The organism is Pseudomonas sp. H2_A10 (genome assembly GCF_054680085.1).
Genome location: NZ_CP162821.1, coordinates 1,509,720 through 1,526,117 on the forward strand (window position 1 = coordinate 1,509,720; position 16,398 = coordinate 1,526,117).

Genomic DNA, 16,398 nt, shown 5'->3' on the forward strand with positions numbered 1-16,398 from the left:
CCCATCGATGATGGAGGCATCACGGATGGGGGGCGTTTTCTTTACTGTTCTTCGGGGGAGTCTACAGGTTCGGCTGCTTCGTCAGCACTTTGCGCGTCTTCTTCCTCGACGATCACGCTTTGGTCGGCGTCTTCGTCGGAGGTGATGGAGCTGCTTTCGTAGCTGCTGTCCACGTTGGATTCGAGTTGGTCCAGGTAGCCGTTCATGCCCAGCGAGACCACGATGATGAGCATCAACGGAATGAACGCCAGCCACAACGAGGCAAGTACCTTCACCGCGGTGGAGTTGCGCGGAGGCGGTGCGCCGTACTGGTTGGCGCCCGCGTTACCTGGCAGCACCAGCAGCAGTAGCGGGAAAATGCTGTTTACCAGCGGCACCAGGTTGAGCAGGTATAGCCAGCCTGACCAGCCCAAGTCATGCAGGCGTTGCACACCGATCTGCACGCTCACCACAACCAGCGCAACGAACAGCGCGAAACCCAGCAGCGAGCCGAGAATGATGGCTATGGTCGGCGACGCAGTTGCGATGGCGAAGCCCACGGTGCTGATGATGCCGGCGGCCACGAGCATTGCGACGGTCAGCACCAGCGTCCATGCCAGGTACCGCAGGCGACCGATACGCCCGTTGATGGTGAAGACTTTGAGTTCGGCGTATTCCGGCAGGTTCTCACCCACGGTTGCACGCGGCGGCGCGTAGGGTGAGGCGGCGGGGCGCGAGAAATCAGCGGCGCCGGAGTCCGTCTCGTGGGTTTCGGCCAGGCTGAATGCCACGGGTTGTTCGGCTTCGATACGCGCATCGATCCCGGCGTTTTTCAACGCGGTGAGGTAGGTTTCGGCATCGGGGCGGGACAGGTCGCGTTTCAATGCAACCGGGCGGCCGGTGAAGAGTTTCTCGATATCCTCGACACTGCTTTTGAACAGTTCGGCCAGGTTCAGCTTGGCCGTGGTGCTTTCGACACCCGGGAGCAAGGCTCCATCAAACACAATCTTGAAACGGTTGTCGCTCATACGGGCATCCTTGTCATTCAATCAATGGGGGGAATGCAGGTCTGTTCAATAGACAGACCATGCGATGGGTTCAGCGTGGCCAGCGCAACTGTACCGCCTGCTCGCGTGCCTTGCGGTATTCGGCATCCAGGCGGGCGACGAGTTCATCGACGCTGGGCAAATCATTAATCTCACCGACGCCCTGGCCGGCCGACCATACGGTCTTCCAGGCCTTGGCTTCGTCGCTCAGCGGCTTGAGCTTGGAGCCGAAGTTGACTTCGCCTTTGCCTTGCAGAGAGGCGAGATCAAAACCGGCATTTTCCAGGCTCTGGCGCATAAAGCTTGCGGGCACGCCGGAGACTGCGGGAGTGTGCACGATGTCGGCGGCGCGCGCTGTGAGCAGCATCTCTTTATACGCATCTGGGGCGTGGCTTTCAGTCGTGCCGATAAAGCGTGTGCCGAAATATGCCAGGTCCGCCCCCAACAACTGCGCGGCGAGGATCTCATGGCCATGGTTGAGGCAGCCAGCCAGCAGCAGGGTTTTATCGAAGAACTGGCGAATCTCGGCAATCAGTGAGAATGGACTCCAGGTACCCGCATGCCCACCGGCGCCCGCCGCGACAGCGATCAGGCCATCGACACCCGCTTCAGCGGCCTTTTCGGCGTGGCGCCGCGTGGTGACATCGTGAAATACCAGGCCGCCATAGCTGTGCACCGCATCCACCAGTTCTTTTACTGCGCCCAGGCTGGTGATGATGATCGGCACTTTATGCTCGACGCAGATCGCCAGGTCCGCCTCCAGCCGTGGGTTGCTGTTGTGCACGATCAGGTTCACGGCGTAAGGCGCGGGGTTGTCCAACTGCGCCAGGCCCGCTTCGATTTCTTCCAGCCAGGCCTTGAAACCACTGCTTTCGCGTTGGTTGAGGGCCGGGAAACTTCCGACCACACCATTGCGGCAGCAGGCCAGGACCAGTTGTGGGTTGGAAATCAGGAACATCGGCGCGGCCACTACCGGCAGGCGCAGTCGTTGTTCAAGCAGAGCGGGCAGCGACATATGGAGGTACCCCAGGTAATTGAAATTAGAACGGTTTGACCACGACCAAAATTACGATAGCCAGCAATATCAGAACCGGCACTTCATTGAACCAGCGATAAAAGACATGGCTGCGGGTGTTTTCGCCACGGGCGAAGCGTTTTACCTGTGCGCCGCACATATGGTGATAACCGATCAGCAGCACTACCAGGGTCAGCTTGGCGTGAATCCAGCCGCCCATGCTGAAGATGCCCGGGTTGAGGGCGATCAGCCAAATGCCGAACACCAGGCTGGCAAGCATCGCCGGGCCCATGATGCCGCGGTACAACTTGCGCTCCATGACACTGAAGCGCTCCTTGCTGACGGTGTCTTCGCTTTGGGCGTGGTAGACGAACAGGCGTGGCAGGTAGAACAGCCCGGCAAACCAGCAGACGATGCTGACGATATGGAAGGCTTTGACCCATAGATAGAGCATGTTTAGTTATTCCCAGGTTCACGGTAACTGAAGATAGTAGTGGCTCATGCATCCGTACGTCACGTTGGCGGTTGTCGCAAAACGATGTGGCCCCTATTATCGACGGCTTTCCAGTGGTTCGTTGAGGGCAGGTTTATGGTCAAGGTCGGTATCGTCGGCGGCACGGGTTATACCGGTGTCGAATTGCTGCGTCTGTTGGCTCAGCATCCGCAAGCTGAGGTGGTGGTTATTACCTCCCGATCCGAGGCCGGCCTGGCAGTGGCCGATATGTACCCGAACCTGCGAGGTCACTACGATGGCCTGGCGTTCAGCGTGCCGGACATCAAGACGCTTGGCGCCTGTGACGTGGTGTTCTTTGCCACGCCCCACGGCGTTGCCCATGCGCTGGCCGGTGAGTTGCTGGCTGCCGGCACCAAGGTGATCGACCTGTCGGCGGACTTCCGTCTGCAGGACGCCGATGAATGGGCCAAGTGGTACAACCAGCCGCACGGTGCGCCGCAGCTGTTGGAAGAGGCCGTGTACGGCTTGCCGGAAGTCAATCGTGAGCAGATCAAGCAGGCACGCCTGATCGCGGTGCCGGGTTGCTATCCGACGGCGACACAATTGGGTTTCCTGCCATTGCTCGAAGCGGGGCTGGCGGATACTTCGCGGCTGATCGCAGACTGCAAGTCGGGTGTCAGCGGTGCAGGCCGGGGCGCGGCGGTGGGGTCGCTGTATTCCGAGACGTCAGAAAGCATGAAGGCCTATGCGGTAAAGGGGCATCGCCATCTGCCGGAGATTCGCCAGGGCCTGCGCCGTGCTGCGGGCAAGGAGGTGGGGCTGACCTTTGTGCCGCACCTGACACCGATGATTCGTGGCATTCATTCCACGTTGTACGCGACGGTCACCGATCGCTCGGTCGACTTGCAGGCGCTGTTTGAAAAGCGTTATGCCGACGAGCCGTTCGTCGACGTCATGCCGGCCGGCAGCCACCCGGAGACCCGCAGCGTGCGTGGCGCCAATGTATGTCGGATTGCCGTGCATCGCCCGCAGGACGGTGACCTGGTGGTGGTGCTGTCGGTGATCGATAACCTGGTCAAGGGCGCGTCGGGCCAGGCAGTGCAGAACATGAACATCCTGTTCGGCCTGGATGAAAAGCTTGGGTTGTCCCACGCTGGCATGTTGCCTTAAGTCGCTTGGCGGATGGTGCAAAAGGCCCGTTAATCGGGCCTTTTGTGTTTTTAATAGCGGCGAAGCGGATTGATATACCGTAACAATAGTTGACCGCTTTTCTAGGAGAAGCGGATAATGCCCGCCATTACGCATATGGCGGCGCTACGCCGGGAGATTATCAGCATGAGCGTTGAATCCTTCACCCCCACGGCTTTGCAATTCACCCACGGTGCTGCGCACAAGGTGAAGAGCCTGGTCGATGAAGAGGGTAATGATCGCTTGAAGCTGCGCGTATTCGTTACGGGCGGCGGTTGTTCAGGGTTTCAGTACGGTTTTACCTTCGATGAAGATGTGGCCGATGACGACACTATCGTTGAACGCGAGGGCGTGAGCCTGGTTGTAGACCCGATGAGCTTCCAGTACCTGGCGGGTGCCGAGGTGGATTATCAGGAAGGTCTGGAAGGTTCGCGTTTTGTGATCAAGAACCCTAACGCCACCACCACCTGTGGTTGCGGGTCTTCGTTCTCGATCTGATCGATGCTGCAAACAAAAACGCCGCTTGGCTTTTAAAGGCCAAGCGGCGTTTTGCTGTCTGTAGCTCAGGCTGGGTAAATTGCGCCCAGTACTCGTAACCCGCGCGCGCCGGTGACGCTGGGGCGATTGGCGGCTATGCCTTCCAGGCAGCAATGAGCCAGCCAGGCGAAGGCCATGGCTTCGACCCAGTCCGGGTCTACACCGTAGGCGGCAGTGCTGCTCACCTGGGTAGAGGGCAGCAGGGCCGCCAGGCGGTTCATCAAGGTCGTGTTATGGGCGCCGCCGCCACAGACCAGCAGGGTTTGGGTCTCGGATTGCGCCGTTTTCAGGGACTCGACGATGGTCTGGGCGGTGAGCTCCAGCAGCGTCGCCTGGACGTTCTCGGGTTGAAACGCCGGCAACTGGCCAAGGTGCTGTTGCAGCCAATGTAGGTTGAACACTTCACGACCGGTGCTTTTCGGGCCTTTGGTCAGGAAGAATGGATCGCTGAGCAGCGTGCTGAGCAACTGGGGTTCGACCTTGCCGCTGCCTGCCCATTGACCGTCGCGGTCGAAGTGCTCGCCACGTTGGCGATGTATCCAGGCATCGAGCAGGACATTGCCTGGGCCGCAGTCGAAGCCCGCTACGGGTGTATCGGTCTCGATCAGGCTGAGGTTGCTGAAACCGCCGACATTCAATACCGCCCGGTTGCCGGTGCTCTCGCCAAACAGTGCTTCATGAAACGCAGGCACCAGCGGTGCGCCCTGGCCGCCGGCGGCCACATCGCGGCTGCGGAAATCGCTGACCACGGTGATACCCGTCAGCTCGGTGAGCAACGCCGGGTTGCCGATCTGTACGGTAAAGCCCCGAGCTGGCTCGTGGCGGATGGTCTGGCCATGGCTGCCGATTGCGCGAATGGCCTGGGGCTTGAGTTTTTGCTGAATGAGCAGCGCGTTGATGCCATCGGCGGCGAGACGTACCCATCGTTGCTGGGCAATCGCCGAGCGGGCGATCTCATCCGGGCCGCTGGCGCACAAGCTCAGCAGCTCGGCGCGCAGGGTATCGGGCATTGGCGTGTAGTGAGTGGCGATCAGCTTGATCGCCGAGTCTTGTTCGATCAGGGCGATATCCAGGCCATCGAGGCTGGTCCCGGACATCACACCTATATAGAGCGGCATGGCTTAGCGCTTCGCCGAGGCCAACAGGGTGGAGCGCTCCTGGTCCATGCGCGCCATCAGTGGCTGGCTCTGTTGCATGAAGCGCGCACGCTCGGCCTTGGCGATCGGGTCGGCCATCGGCAGCTTCTGGCCCAGCGGGTCGACGTGCACGCCATTGACCTGGAACTCATAGTGCAAGTGCGGGCCAGTGGACAGGCCGGTGGTGCCGATATAGCCAATCACTTGGCCCTGTTTCACGTTGCCACCGGTCTTCACGCCTTTGGCGAAGCCTTGCATATGGCCATACAGCGTACGGTAGGTGTTGCCATGTTGGATGATTACGGTATTGCCGTAACCGCCACGACGCCCGGCCAGTAGCACCTTGCCGTCACCGGCAGCCTTGATAGGCGTGCCGCGCGGGGCGGCATAGTCGACGCCTTTGTGGGCGCGGATTTTGTTCAGAATTGGATGCTTGCGACCCATGGAGAAACGCGAGCTGATACGAGCGAAATCCACCGGGGTACGGATGAAGGCCTTGCGCATGCTATTGCCATCAGCCGTGTAATAGCTGCTGTTGCCTTGCTTGTTGGTGTAGCGCACGGCTGTGTAGGTCTTGCCGCGGTTGGTGAAGCGTGCGGAAAGAATGTTGCCGGTGCCGACGACTTTTCCGTTGGCGACTTTCTGCTCGTAGATTACGTCGAATTCATCACCCTGGCGGATGTCCTGGGCGAAGTCGATGTCGTAGCCAAACACGCTGGCCATGTCCATGGTCATGCTATGGGACAAGCCTGCGCGCGCGGCGGATTGCGACAGCGAACTATTGATTACGCCATGGACGTACGCAGAGCGCATGACGGGTTTAGTGGTGATGCGGTTGAAGGCAAAACCTTTGGCGCCCTTGGTCAGGGAGATGCTTTCGAGGTCGTTGACACTGCTGTGCAGGTTGGTCAGCTGGCCGTCCGGCGTCAGTTCGAACTCAAGTTTCTGGCCGCGTTTGAGCTGGCTGAACTGCTTGGCTTGCTTGTCGCTGGCCAGCACTTCACTAACGGTGGCAGAGGGGAGGCCTACCTTCTCGAACAGGGTAGAAAGCGTATCGCCTTTCGCCACGATCACTTCGCGGTGTTGGGCGTTTTTGGCGGCATCTGCTGCGGGCTTTGGTTGATCCTGCACGGCTTGCTGCGTGTCTTCAGGCGTGCTTTCTATCTGGGCGAACGGCGATTCGGCTGGGGTATTTGTGGCTTGTTGTGCGTCGGAGGCGTCTTGATCTTGTGTCAGTTGTTCAACTGGACTCTCCAAGTCAAGGCTCAGGGATGTTCGTTTGGCTTCTACGTCACTGGAAGGGAATACCAGGAGTGCCAGGCTGAGAAGGGCGGCGATACCACTTGCGGCGAGCAGGTGGGTCTTCGGGTAAAGCGGCGGCGCTTTAGACGGTTCAGTGGTCATAGGTAATTTGACTTTGAAGATGAAATGGAAAAGATGAATGACATGATGAAGATGAAATAACTGTATAAAATATAACCAAATCATCTGTGGCGCAAGCTCGCGAACGCTGGGCTTGCTGAACGGTGTCCGTACGCAGGGCAAAACTTGTAATTAGTCCCTGATCTTGTATGGTTGGTTCCCTTTTGAATCTGAGCCTTGCGGGTCTGTTATGAAGTCGGTTGAAGAGCAGCTAGCGCTGATAAAACGTGGTGCGGAAGAACTGTTGGTCGAGGCCGAGCTGATTGAAAAGCTCAAGCGTGGCCAGCCCCTGCGTATCAAGGCTGGCTTTGATCCGACGGCGCCGGATCTGCACCTGGGCCATACCGTGCTTATTAATAAGCTGCGTCAGTTCCAGGAACTGGGGCATCAAGTCATCTTTCTGATTGGTGACTTCACGGGAATGATCGGAGATCCGAGTGGCAAGAGTGCCACGCGTCCGCCGCTGACCCGTGAGCAGGTGCTCGATAATGCCGAGACCTACAAGACTCAGGTGTTCAAAATTCTCGATCCGGCCAGGACCGAAGTTGCGTTCAACTCCACTTGGATGGATCAAATGGGGCCGGCGGACTTCATTCGCCTGACCTCTCTGTACACTGTTGCGCGGATGCTGGAGCGTGACGACTTCGACAAGCGCTACTCCACCAATCAGCCAATCGCGATTCACGAGTTCCTCTACCCGCTGGTTCAAGGGTATGACTCTGTGGCGTTGTGTGCCGACGTAGAGCTTGGCGGTACCGATCAGAAGTTCAACCTGCTGATGGGGCGAGAATTGCAGCGTGCATATGGTCAGGAAGCTCAGTGCATCCTGACCATGCCGTTACTGGAAGGGTTGGATGGCGTCAAGAAGATGTCCAAGTCTTTGGGTAACTATGTGGGGATTCAGGAGGCGCCGGGTGTGATGTACGGCAAGCTGGTCTCCATTCCCGACGCGCTGATGTGGCGTTACTTCGAGTTGCTTAGCTTCCGTTCGATGGAAGAGATCAACGCGCTGCGTGCTGATGTTGAGGCTGGCGCCAATCCGCGTGATGTGAAAATCAAGCTGGCCGAAGAGATTGTTGCGCGCTTCCACGGTGAAGAGGCTGCAGCCAATGCTCATCGCGCGGCGGGCAATCGCATGAAGGATGGGGAGTTGCCGGATGATCTGCCAGAGATTGAGCTGTCGGCTGTCGAGGCAATGCCGATTGCTGCTGTCCTTAATAAGGCAGGTTTGGTGAAGAACTCTGCCGTGGCGCGTGATCTGTTGGGTTCCGGTGGTGTACGTATAGATGGCGAGGTGGTCGATCGCACCTTTATATACGAGCTTGGCGCCACCCACGTTTGCCAGGCTGGGAAGAAGGCATTTGCGCGTATTACGCTCAAATCCGAATAAGTCCTGAATTAGAGGTTGACGGCGAATTATATCTGTCTATAATTCGCCCCACTTCCGGCGCAGTCGAAACGGAAAACTCCTTGGTAAACAATGAGTTACGCAGTTTTCGGCAGCAAGTTGCTTCAGTTCATCGAAGCCAAAAGGAAGTTGAAAAAGAGGTGTTGACAGCAGCGTGTAACGCTGTAGAATTCGCCTCCCGCTGACGAGAGATCGGAAGCGCAAGTGGTTGAAGTTGTTGAGGAAATCTTCGAAAGCTTCTGAAAATAACCGCTTGACAGCAAATGAGGCTGCTGTAGAATGCGCGCCTCGGTTGAGACGAAAGCTCTTAACCAACCGCTCTTTAACAACTGAATCAAGCAATTCGTGTGGGTGCTTGTGGAGTCAGACTGATAGTCAACAAGATTATCAGCATCACAAGTTACTCCGCGAGAAATCAAAGATGTAACCAACGATTGCTGAGCCAAGTTTAGGGTTTCTTAAAAACCCAAAGATGTTTGAACTGAAGAGTTTGATCATGGCTCAGATTGAACGCTGGCGGCAGGCCTAACACATGCAAGTCGAGCGGTAGAGAGAAGCTTGCTTCTCTTGAGAGCGGCGGACGGGTGAGTAATGCCTAGGAATCTGCCTGGTAGTGGGGGATAACGTTCGGAAACGGACGCTAATACCGCATACGTCCTACGGGAGAAAGCAGGGGACCTTCGGGCCTTGCGCTATCAGATGAGCCTAGGTCGGATTAGCTAGTTGGTGAGGTAATGGCTCACCAAGGCGACGATCCGTAACTGGTCTGAGAGGATGATCAGTCACACTGGAACTGAGACACGGTCCAGACTCCTACGGGAGGCAGCAGTGGGGAATATTGGACAATGGGCGAAAGCCTGATCCAGCCATGCCGCGTGTGTGAAGAAGGTCTTCGGATTGTAAAGCACTTTAAGTTGGGAGGAAGGGCAGTTACCTAATACGTGATTGTTTTGACGTTACCGACAGAATAAGCACCGGCTAACTCTGTGCCAGCAGCCGCGGTAATACAGAGGGTGCAAGCGTTAATCGGAATTACTGGGCGTAAAGCGCGCGTAGGTGGTTTGTTAAGTTGGATGTGAAATCCCCGGGCTCAACCTGGGAACTGCATTCAAAACTGACTGACTAGAGTATGGTAGAGGGTGGTGGAATTTCCTGTGTAGCGGTGAAATGCGTAGATATAGGAAGGAACACCAGTGGCGAAGGCGACCACCTGGACTGATACTGACACTGAGGTGCGAAAGCGTGGGGAGCAAACAGGATTAGATACCCTGGTAGTCCACGCCGTAAACGATGTCAACTAGCCGTTGGGAGCCTTGAGCTCTTAGTGGCGCAGCTAACGCATTAAGTTGACCGCCTGGGGAGTACGGCCGCAAGGTTAAAACTCAAATGAATTGACGGGGGCCCGCACAAGCGGTGGAGCATGTGGTTTAATTCGAAGCAACGCGAAGAACCTTACCAGGCCTTGACATCCAATGAACTTTCTAGAGATAGATTGGTGCCTTCGGGAACATTGAGACAGGTGCTGCATGGCTGTCGTCAGCTCGTGTCGTGAGATGTTGGGTTAAGTCCCGTAACGAGCGCAACCCTTGTCCTTAGTTACCAGCACGTCATGGTGGGCACTCTAAGGAGACTGCCGGTGACAAACCGGAGGAAGGTGGGGATGACGTCAAGTCATCATGGCCCTTACGGCCTGGGCTACACACGTGCTACAATGGTCGGTACAGAGGGTTGCCAAGCCGCGAGGTGGAGCTAATCCCATAAAACCGATCGTAGTCCGGATCGCAGTCTGCAACTCGACTGCGTGAAGTCGGAATCGCTAGTAATCGCGAATCAGAATGTCGCGGTGAATACGTTCCCGGGCCTTGTACACACCGCCCGTCACACCATGGGAGTGGGTTGCACCAGAAGTAGCTAGTCTAACCTTCGGGAGGACGGTTACCACGGTGTGATTCATGACTGGGGTGAAGTCGTAACAAGGTAGCCGTAGGGGAACCTGCGGCTGGATCACCTCCTTAATCGACGACATCAGCTGCTCCATAAGTTCCCACACGAATTGCTTGATTCATTGAAGAAGACGATAAGAAGCAGCCCGAAATTGGGTCTGTAGCTCAGTTGGTTAGAGCGCACCCCTGATAAGGGTGAGGTCGGCAGTTCGAATCTGCCCAGACCCACCAATTTTGTGTGGGAAACGCCTGTAGAAATATGGGGCCATAGCTCAGCTGGGAGAGCGCCTGCCTTGCACGCAGGAGGTCAACGGTTCGATCCCGTTTGGCTCCACCACTACTGCTTCTGACGTATGAAAGCTTAGAAATGAGCATTCCATCCTAGCGATGGTGAATGTTGATTTCTAGTCTTTGATTAGATCGTTCTTTAAAAATTTGGGTATGTGATAGAAAGATAGACTGAACGTTACTTTCACTGGTAACGGATCAGGCTAAGGTAAAATTTGTGAGTGATTACAGATTTTCGGCGAATGTCGTCTTCACAGTATAACCAGATTGCTTGGGGTTATATGGTCAAGTGAAGAAGCGCATACGGTGGATGCCTTGGCAGTCAGAGGCGATGAAAGACGTGGTAGCCTGCGAAAAGCTTCGGGGAGTCGGCAAACAGACTTTGATCCGGAGATGTCTGAATGGGGGAACCCAGCCATCATAAGATGGTTATCTTGTACTGAATACATAGGTGCAAGAGGCGAACCAGGGGAACTGAAACATCTAAGTACCCTGAGGAAAAGAAATCAACCGAGATTCCCTTAGTAGTGGCGAGCGAACGGGGACTAGCCCTTAAGTGGCTTTGAGATTAGCGGAACGCTCTGGAAAGTGCGGCCATAGTGGGTGATAGCCCTGTACGCGAAAATCTCTTAGTCATGAAATCGAGTAGGACGGAGCACGAGAAACTTTGTCTGAATATGGGGGGACCATCCTCCAAGGCTAAATACTACTGACTGACCGATAGTGAACTAGTACCGTGAGGGAAAGGCGAAAAGAACCCCGGAGAGGGGAGTGAAATAGATCCTGAAACCGTATGCGTACAAGCAGTGGGAGCCCACTTTGTTGGGTGACTGCGTACCTTTTGTATAATGGGTCAGCGACTTATTTTCAGTGGCGAGCTTAACCGAATAGGGGAGGCGTAGCGAAAGCGAGTCTTAATAGGGCGTCTAGTCGCTGGGAATAGACCCGAAACCGGGCGATCTATCCATGGGCAGGTTGAAGGTTGGGTAACACTAACTGGAGGACCGAACCGACTACCGTTGAAAAGTTAGCGGATGACCTGTGGATCGGAGTGAAAGGCTAATCAAGCTCGGAGATAGCTGGTTCTCCTCGAAAGCTATTTAGGTAGCGCCTCATGTATCACTGTAGGGGGTAGAGCACTGTTTCGGCTAGGGGGTCATCCCGACTTACCAAACCGATGCAAACTCCGAATACCTACAAGTGCCGAGCATGGGAGACACACGGCGGGTGCTAACGTCCGTCGTGAAAAGGGAAACAACCCAGACCGTCAGCTAAGGTCCCAAAGTTATGGTTAAGTGGGAAACGATGTGGGAAGGCTTAGACAGCTAGGAGGTTGGCTTAGAAGCAGCCACCCTTTAAAGAAAGCGTAATAGCTCACTAGTCGAGTCGGCCTGCGCGGAAGATGTAACGGGGCTCAAACCATACACCGAAGCTACGGGTATCACGTAAGTGATGCGGTAGAGGAGCGTTCTGTAAGCCTGTGAAGGTGAGTTGAGAAGCTTGCTGGAGGTATCAGAAGTGCGAATGCTGACATGAGTAACGACAATGGGTGTGAAAAACACCCACGCCGAAAGACCAAGGTTTCCTGCGCAACGTTAATCGACGCAGGGTTAGTCGGTCCCTAAGGCGAGGCTGAAAAGCGTAGTCGATGGAAAACAGGTTAATATTCCTGTACTTCTGGTTATTGCGATGGAGGGACGGAGAAGGCTAGGCCAGCTTGGCGTTGGTTGTCCAAGTTTAAGGTGGTAGGCTGGAATCTTAGGTAAATCCGGGATTCTAAGGCCGAGAGCTGATGACGAGCTAACTTTTAGTTAGCGAAGTGGTTGATGCCATGCTTCCAAGAAAAGCTTCTAAGCTTCAGGTAACCAGGAACCGTACCCCAAACCGACACAGGTGGTTGGGTAGAGAATACCAAGGCGCTTGAGAGAACTCGGGTGAAGGAACTAGGCAAAATGGCACCGTAACTTCGGGAGAAGGTGCGCCGGTGAGGGTGAAGGACTTGCTCCGTAAGCCCATGCCGGTCGAAGATACCAGGCCGCTGCGACTGTTTATTAAAAACACAGCACTCTGCAAACACGAAAGTGGACGTATAGGGTGTGACGCCTGCCCGGTGCCGGAAGGTTAATTGATGGGGTTAGCTAACGCGAAGCTCTTGATCGAAGCCCCGGTAAACGGCGGCCGTAACTATAACGGTCCTAAGGTAGCGAAATTCCTTGTCGGGTAAGTTCCGACCTGCACGAATGGCGTAACGATGGCGGCGCTGTCTCCACCCGAGACTCAGTGAAATTGAAATCGCTGTGAAGATGCAGTGTATCCGCGGCTAGACGGAAAGACCCCGTGAACCTTTACTATAGCTTTGCACTGGACTTTGAATTTGCTTGTGTAGGATAGGTGGGAGGCTTTGAAGCGTGGACGCCAGTCTGCGTGGAGCCAACCTTGAAATACCACCCTGGCAACTTTGAGGTTCTAACTCAGGTCCGTTATCCGGATCGAGGACAGTGTATGGTGGGTAGTTTGACTGGGGCGGTCTCCTCCTAAAGAGTAACGGAGGAGTACGAAGGTGCGCTCAGACCGGTCGGAAATCGGTCGTAGAGTATAAAGGCAAAAGCGCGCTTGACTGCGAGACAGACACGTCGAGCAGGTACGAAAGTAGGTCTTAGTGATCCGGTGGTTCTGTATGGAAGGGCCATCGCTCAACGGATAAAAGGTACTCCGGGGATAACAGGCTGATACCGCCCAAGAGTTCATATCGACGGCGGTGTTTGGCACCTCGATGTCGGCTCATCACATCCTGGGGCTGAAGCCGGTCCCAAGGGTATGGCTGTTCGCCATTTAAAGTGGTACGCGAGCTGGGTTTAGAACGTCGTGAGACAGTTCGGTCCCTATCTGCCGTGGACGTTTGAGATTTGAGAGGGGCTGCTCCTAGTACGAGAGGACCGGAGTGGACGAACCTCTGGTGTTCCGGTTGTCACGCCAGTGGCATTGCCGGGTAGCTATGTTCGGAATAGATAACCGCTGAAAGCATCTAAGCGGGAAACTAGCCTCAAGATGAGATCTCACTGGAACCTTGAGTTCCCTGAAGGGCCGTCGAAGACTACGACGTTGATAGGTTGGGTGTGTAAGCGCTGTGAGGCGTTGAGCTAACCAATACTAATTGCCCGTGAGGCTTGACCATATAACACCCAAGCAATTTGACTACTCGAAAGAGCATCAGATTGCGGTGTGTGAAGACGAAACGAACCGAAAGTTTGTAACTCACAAAACACCGACTGCTGTCACATACCCAATTTGCTGAAGCGAGGCCATCTGGTCACGAGTCAGTACCCGAATTTCTTGACGACCATAGAGCATTGGAACCACCTGATCCCATCCCGAACTCAGCAGTGAAACGATGCATCGCCGATGGTAGTGTGGGGTTTCCCCATGTGAGAGTAGGTCATCGTCAAGATTAAATTCCAAAACCCCATTTGCGAAAGCAGATGGGGTTTTGTTTTGGGCGCTCGAAAAGTGCGAAGAGGCTCATCGCGGCTTGGCGATGTGCGGCCTTTCTATGCAATGCCTGCTCGCATGGCTATCATGCGTGCCTCATTGTGAGGCGATACTTGCATGCTTACGCTGTTAGAACTTCTGAAAGATGGCCGATTCCACTCCGGTGAGGCGCTGGGTGCGGCCTTGGGCGTTAGCCGCAGTGCTGTGTGGAAGCAGCTCCAGCTTCTTGAGGTCGAATTGAATCTACCTATTCATAAGGTGCGTGGTAAGGGGTATCAGTTGGCATCGCCGCTGGTATTTCTGAGTGCGCAAGAAATAGCGCTAAGTGCCCCGTCGTTAGCTTGGCCTATTCATATTTACGATTCCATTGATTCCACTAATGCAGAGGCGTTGCGCCTAGTAAGCACCTCGCACGCAACACCCTTCTTGGTGCTAGCCGAGCAGCAAATGGCCGGGAGGGGGAGGCGCGGCAGAAAATGGATCAGTCCATTCGCCCAAAATATCTATTACAGCCTTGCACTGCGCATTGAGGATGGCCTTCGCCAATTGGAGGGGCTAAGTCTTGTTGTAGGTTTGGCGGTGATTCAAGCCCTGCGTGAGTCGGGCGTGCAGGGGGCGGTTCTGAAATGGCCGAACGACGTGTTGGTAGGGCAGAAGAAAATTGCCGGGATATTGCTGGAGTTGGTGGGGGATCCTGCTGACATCTGCCACGTTGTCCTCGGTATCGGAATTAATGTGAATATGCAAAAGGCTGATGAGGTTGATCAGCAATGGACTTCTGTGCGGCTTGAAACGGGTTCTGCTGCCAATCGTAACTCTCTGGTAGGGCGGGTCGGCTCTGCAGCTCCAGAGCTATCTTGATCGACACAAGGCAGCTGGTTTTTCCGCCCTCCAGGAGGAGTGGGAGCAAAATCATGGCTGGCAGGGCCGGTCGGTGTCGCTCATAGCAGGTGTTAACCGTGTGGATGGCGTGGTGCTCGGTGTTGATCATCAAGGTGCGTTGCGCCTAAGTGTTAATGGCGTTGAGAAAACGTACAGCGGTGGGGAGTTAAGCCTGAGGTTGCGTGATGATTCTTGAGCTCGACTGTGGGAATAGCTTTATCAAGTGGCGTGTACTGGAGGCGGGCAGTGTAAGTGTCGTCGCTGAAGGTGTTGTCGGTTCGAATATCGCTTTGATCGAGAGTCTTCTGGCCGCCCCGGCCTTATTACTGACGCGGTGCCGGTTGGTGAGCGTTCGTGCTCTGGAAGAGACCAACAAGCTGATCGAGGCTTTGGTCGAGGCTTTTGATGTCACCGTTTGCTGCGCAACGTCTGCAGTTGAAATGGCGGGCGTGCGAAATGGTTATGAGGATTTCGAGCGGCTTGGTCTTGATCGCTGGTTGGCGATCCTTGGCGGGTACAAATTGGCATCAGGTGCTTGTCTGGTGCTGGATTTCGGTACTGCGGCGACCGCGGATTTCGTTACTGCGGACGGCGAGCATTTGGGGGGCTTTATTTGCCCTGGTATGCCTCTTATGCGCAACCAGTTGCGAACGCATACCCGCAAGATACGCTACGACGACGCTGCGGCTGGGCGGGCTCTTGAGCGAGTGTTGCCGGGGCGCACAACTGCCGAGGCGGTTGAGCGAGGCTGTATGCTAATGCTGAGAGGGTTTGTGCTAACCCAAGTCGAGCTTGCCAGGAGTTACTGGGGGGATGACTTCATGGTGTTTCTGACCGGTGGAGACGCTGACCTGGTCTCCGATGCCGTTCCGCAGGCGCGGCTCGTTCCTGATCTGGTATTTGTTGGTCTGGCAATGGCGTGTCCTTTGTCTTGAGGTGTTTATGCGTTGGCTGTTCTTGCTTCTACTGATTCTCAACGTTTTCTACTACATATGGCATCAGCAGGAGGCGCCATTGCGCGCCAAGGACGTAACCCCCCTGAGCCTTTATCGAGGTTCCCAGCAGGATATTCGCCTGCTAAGTGAGTCTTCTGAGGCGATGACTCGGCGGGATCGGGCGAAAGCGTCCGATACGTGCCTGTACATTGGTGGATTCGCCGATCAGCGTCAGGCGCAAACTGTCGAACAGCGTCTCACTAGCCTGGATATAAAGGTCAAGGTCCAGTTCTTGAGTGCGCCTGACGTTTCTGGGTACTGGCTTCGAGTGGCTCCTGAAAGCAGGCGCTTGGCCGACGATCTGTCCTTTGAAAACCTTGCCAAGGAATTCAATGAGTTAAAACATAAAATAATGCTGTGCGAAGGCATTGCAACTGCCGATTAGTTTGCATAGAATGGCGCCCGCTTCGCAGTGAAGACCTTTAAGGTCTGCATGGTGAGGCGAGTGTCAATGCAGCTAACCTCATAATTTAAATGAGAAAATGCTTGACAGAAGGTCGGCGTGATGTAAAATGCCGGCTCGCTTAGGAGGGGTTCCCGAGCGGCCAAAGGGATCAGACTGTAAATCTGACGTCTACGACTTCGAAGGTTCGAATCCTTCCCCCTCCACCATTTT

General features: G+C 55.3%; 10 protein-coding genes, 3 tRNA genes, 3 rRNA genes and 1 pseudogene. 12 read left to right on the forward strand and 5 right to left on the reverse strand.

Annotated features, from left to right (window positions below; translation table 11 throughout):
• Nucleotides 1-41: 41 nt before the first annotated feature.
• The 3 genes from AB4O23_RS06900 to hemJ form a co-directional block, all read right to left on the reverse strand.
• A complete protein-coding gene (locus AB4O23_RS06900; protein WP_017530830.1) occupies nt 42-1,007 on the reverse strand; it encodes a DUF805 domain-containing protein in 966 nt (321 codons plus the stop codon).
• Between the two features lie 70 nt (nt 1,008-1,077).
• Nucleotides 1,078-2,040, reverse strand: coding sequence for an NAD(P)H-dependent flavin oxidoreductase (locus tag AB4O23_RS06905; RefSeq protein WP_017530831.1), 963 nt, complete (start codon nt 2,038-2,040; stop codon nt 1,078-1,080).
• 25 nt (nt 2,041-2,065) lie between these two features.
• Nucleotides 2,066-2,494 (reverse strand): protoporphyrinogen oxidase HemJ, encoded by a 429-nt coding sequence (hemJ, locus tag AB4O23_RS06910; protein ID WP_017530832.1) that lies wholly within the window; start codon nt 2,492-2,494, stop codon nt 2,066-2,068.
• A gap of 135 nt (nt 2,495-2,629) precedes the next feature.
• On the opposite strand from hemJ, the gene argC reads away from it, so the two are divergent.
• Both argC and erpA read left to right on the forward strand, forming a co-directional pair.
• Nucleotides 2,630-3,664, forward strand: a complete 1,035-nt coding sequence (argC, locus tag AB4O23_RS06915; protein WP_065879389.1) for an N-acetyl-gamma-glutamyl-phosphate reductase — start codon at nt 2,630-2,632, stop codon at nt 3,662-3,664.
• 165 nt (nt 3,665-3,829) lie between these two features.
• Entirely contained in the window at nt 3,830-4,180 is a 351-nt protein-coding gene (erpA, locus tag AB4O23_RS06920) for an iron-sulfur cluster insertion protein ErpA (RefSeq protein ID WP_003176443.1), read from the forward strand.
• A gap of 65 nt (nt 4,181-4,245) precedes the next feature.
• Here the strand turns inward: erpA and AB4O23_RS06925 are convergent, their stop codons facing one another.
• Both AB4O23_RS06925 and AB4O23_RS06930 read right to left on the reverse strand, forming a co-directional pair.
• Nucleotides 4,246-5,337 carry an anhydro-N-acetylmuramic acid kinase gene (locus AB4O23_RS06925; protein WP_017530834.1) on the reverse strand — a complete coding sequence of 364 codons (1,092 nt, stop codon included), beginning with the start codon at nt 5,335-5,337 and terminating at the stop codon, nt 4,246-4,248.
• Nucleotides 5,338-5,340: 3 nt separating this feature from the next.
• Nucleotides 5,341-6,759 carry a peptidoglycan DD-metalloendopeptidase family protein gene (locus AB4O23_RS06930; RefSeq protein ID WP_065879390.1) on the reverse strand — a complete coding sequence of 473 codons (1,419 nt, stop codon included), beginning with the start codon at nt 6,757-6,759 and terminating at the stop codon, nt 5,341-5,343.
• 208 nt (nt 6,760-6,967) lie between these two features.
• Between AB4O23_RS06930 and tyrS the strand changes: the two genes are divergently transcribed.
• The 10 genes and pseudogenes from tyrS to AB4O23_RS06980 all read left to right on the forward strand — a co-directional run bounded on the left by tyrS (nt 6,968) and on the right by AB4O23_RS06980 (nt 16,394).
• A complete protein-coding gene (tyrS, locus tag AB4O23_RS06935; RefSeq protein WP_065879391.1) occupies nt 6,968-8,167 on the forward strand; it encodes a tyrosine--tRNA ligase in 1,200 nt (399 codons plus the stop codon).
• Nucleotides 8,168-8,663: 496 nt separating this feature from the next.
• A 16S ribosomal RNA gene (locus AB4O23_RS06940) occupies nt 8,664-10,200 on the forward strand.
• Between the two features lie 82 nt (nt 10,201-10,282).
• Nucleotides 10,283-10,359, forward strand: a tRNA-Ile gene (locus AB4O23_RS06945).
• A 30-nt stretch (nt 10,360-10,389) separates the two neighbouring features.
• Nucleotides 10,390-10,465 (forward strand) — tRNA-Ala (locus AB4O23_RS06950).
• Nucleotides 10,466-10,699: 234 nt separating this feature from the next.
• Nucleotides 10,700-13,591, forward strand: a 23S ribosomal RNA gene (locus AB4O23_RS06955).
• A 157-nt stretch (nt 13,592-13,748) separates the two neighbouring features.
• A 5S ribosomal RNA gene (rrf, locus tag AB4O23_RS06960) occupies nt 13,749-13,864 on the forward strand.
• The 16S, 23S and 5S rRNA genes sit together here with 2 tRNA genes alongside, the layout of an rRNA operon.
• Nucleotides 13,865-14,022: 158 nt before the next feature.
• A pseudogene (birA, locus tag AB4O23_RS06965) lies at nt 14,023-14,983 on the forward strand (bifunctional biotin--[acetyl-CoA-carboxylase] ligase/biotin operon repressor BirA).
• Nucleotides 14,973-15,722 carry a pantothenate kinase gene (locus AB4O23_RS06970; protein WP_017525953.1) on the forward strand — a complete coding sequence of 250 codons (750 nt, stop codon included), beginning with the start codon at nt 14,973-14,975 and terminating at the stop codon, nt 15,720-15,722. Before birA ends, AB4O23_RS06970 begins: the two are co-directional and overlap by 11 nt.
• A gap of 7 nt (nt 15,723-15,729) precedes the next feature.
• Complete coding sequence (locus AB4O23_RS06975) at nt 15,730-16,167, forward strand: hypothetical protein (RefSeq protein ID WP_017525954.1); 438 nt, start codon at nt 15,730-15,732, stop codon at nt 16,165-16,167.
• Between the two features lie 142 nt (nt 16,168-16,309).
• Nucleotides 16,310-16,394, forward strand: a tRNA-Tyr gene (locus tag AB4O23_RS06980).
• Nucleotides 16,395-16,398 lie beyond the last annotated feature (4 nt).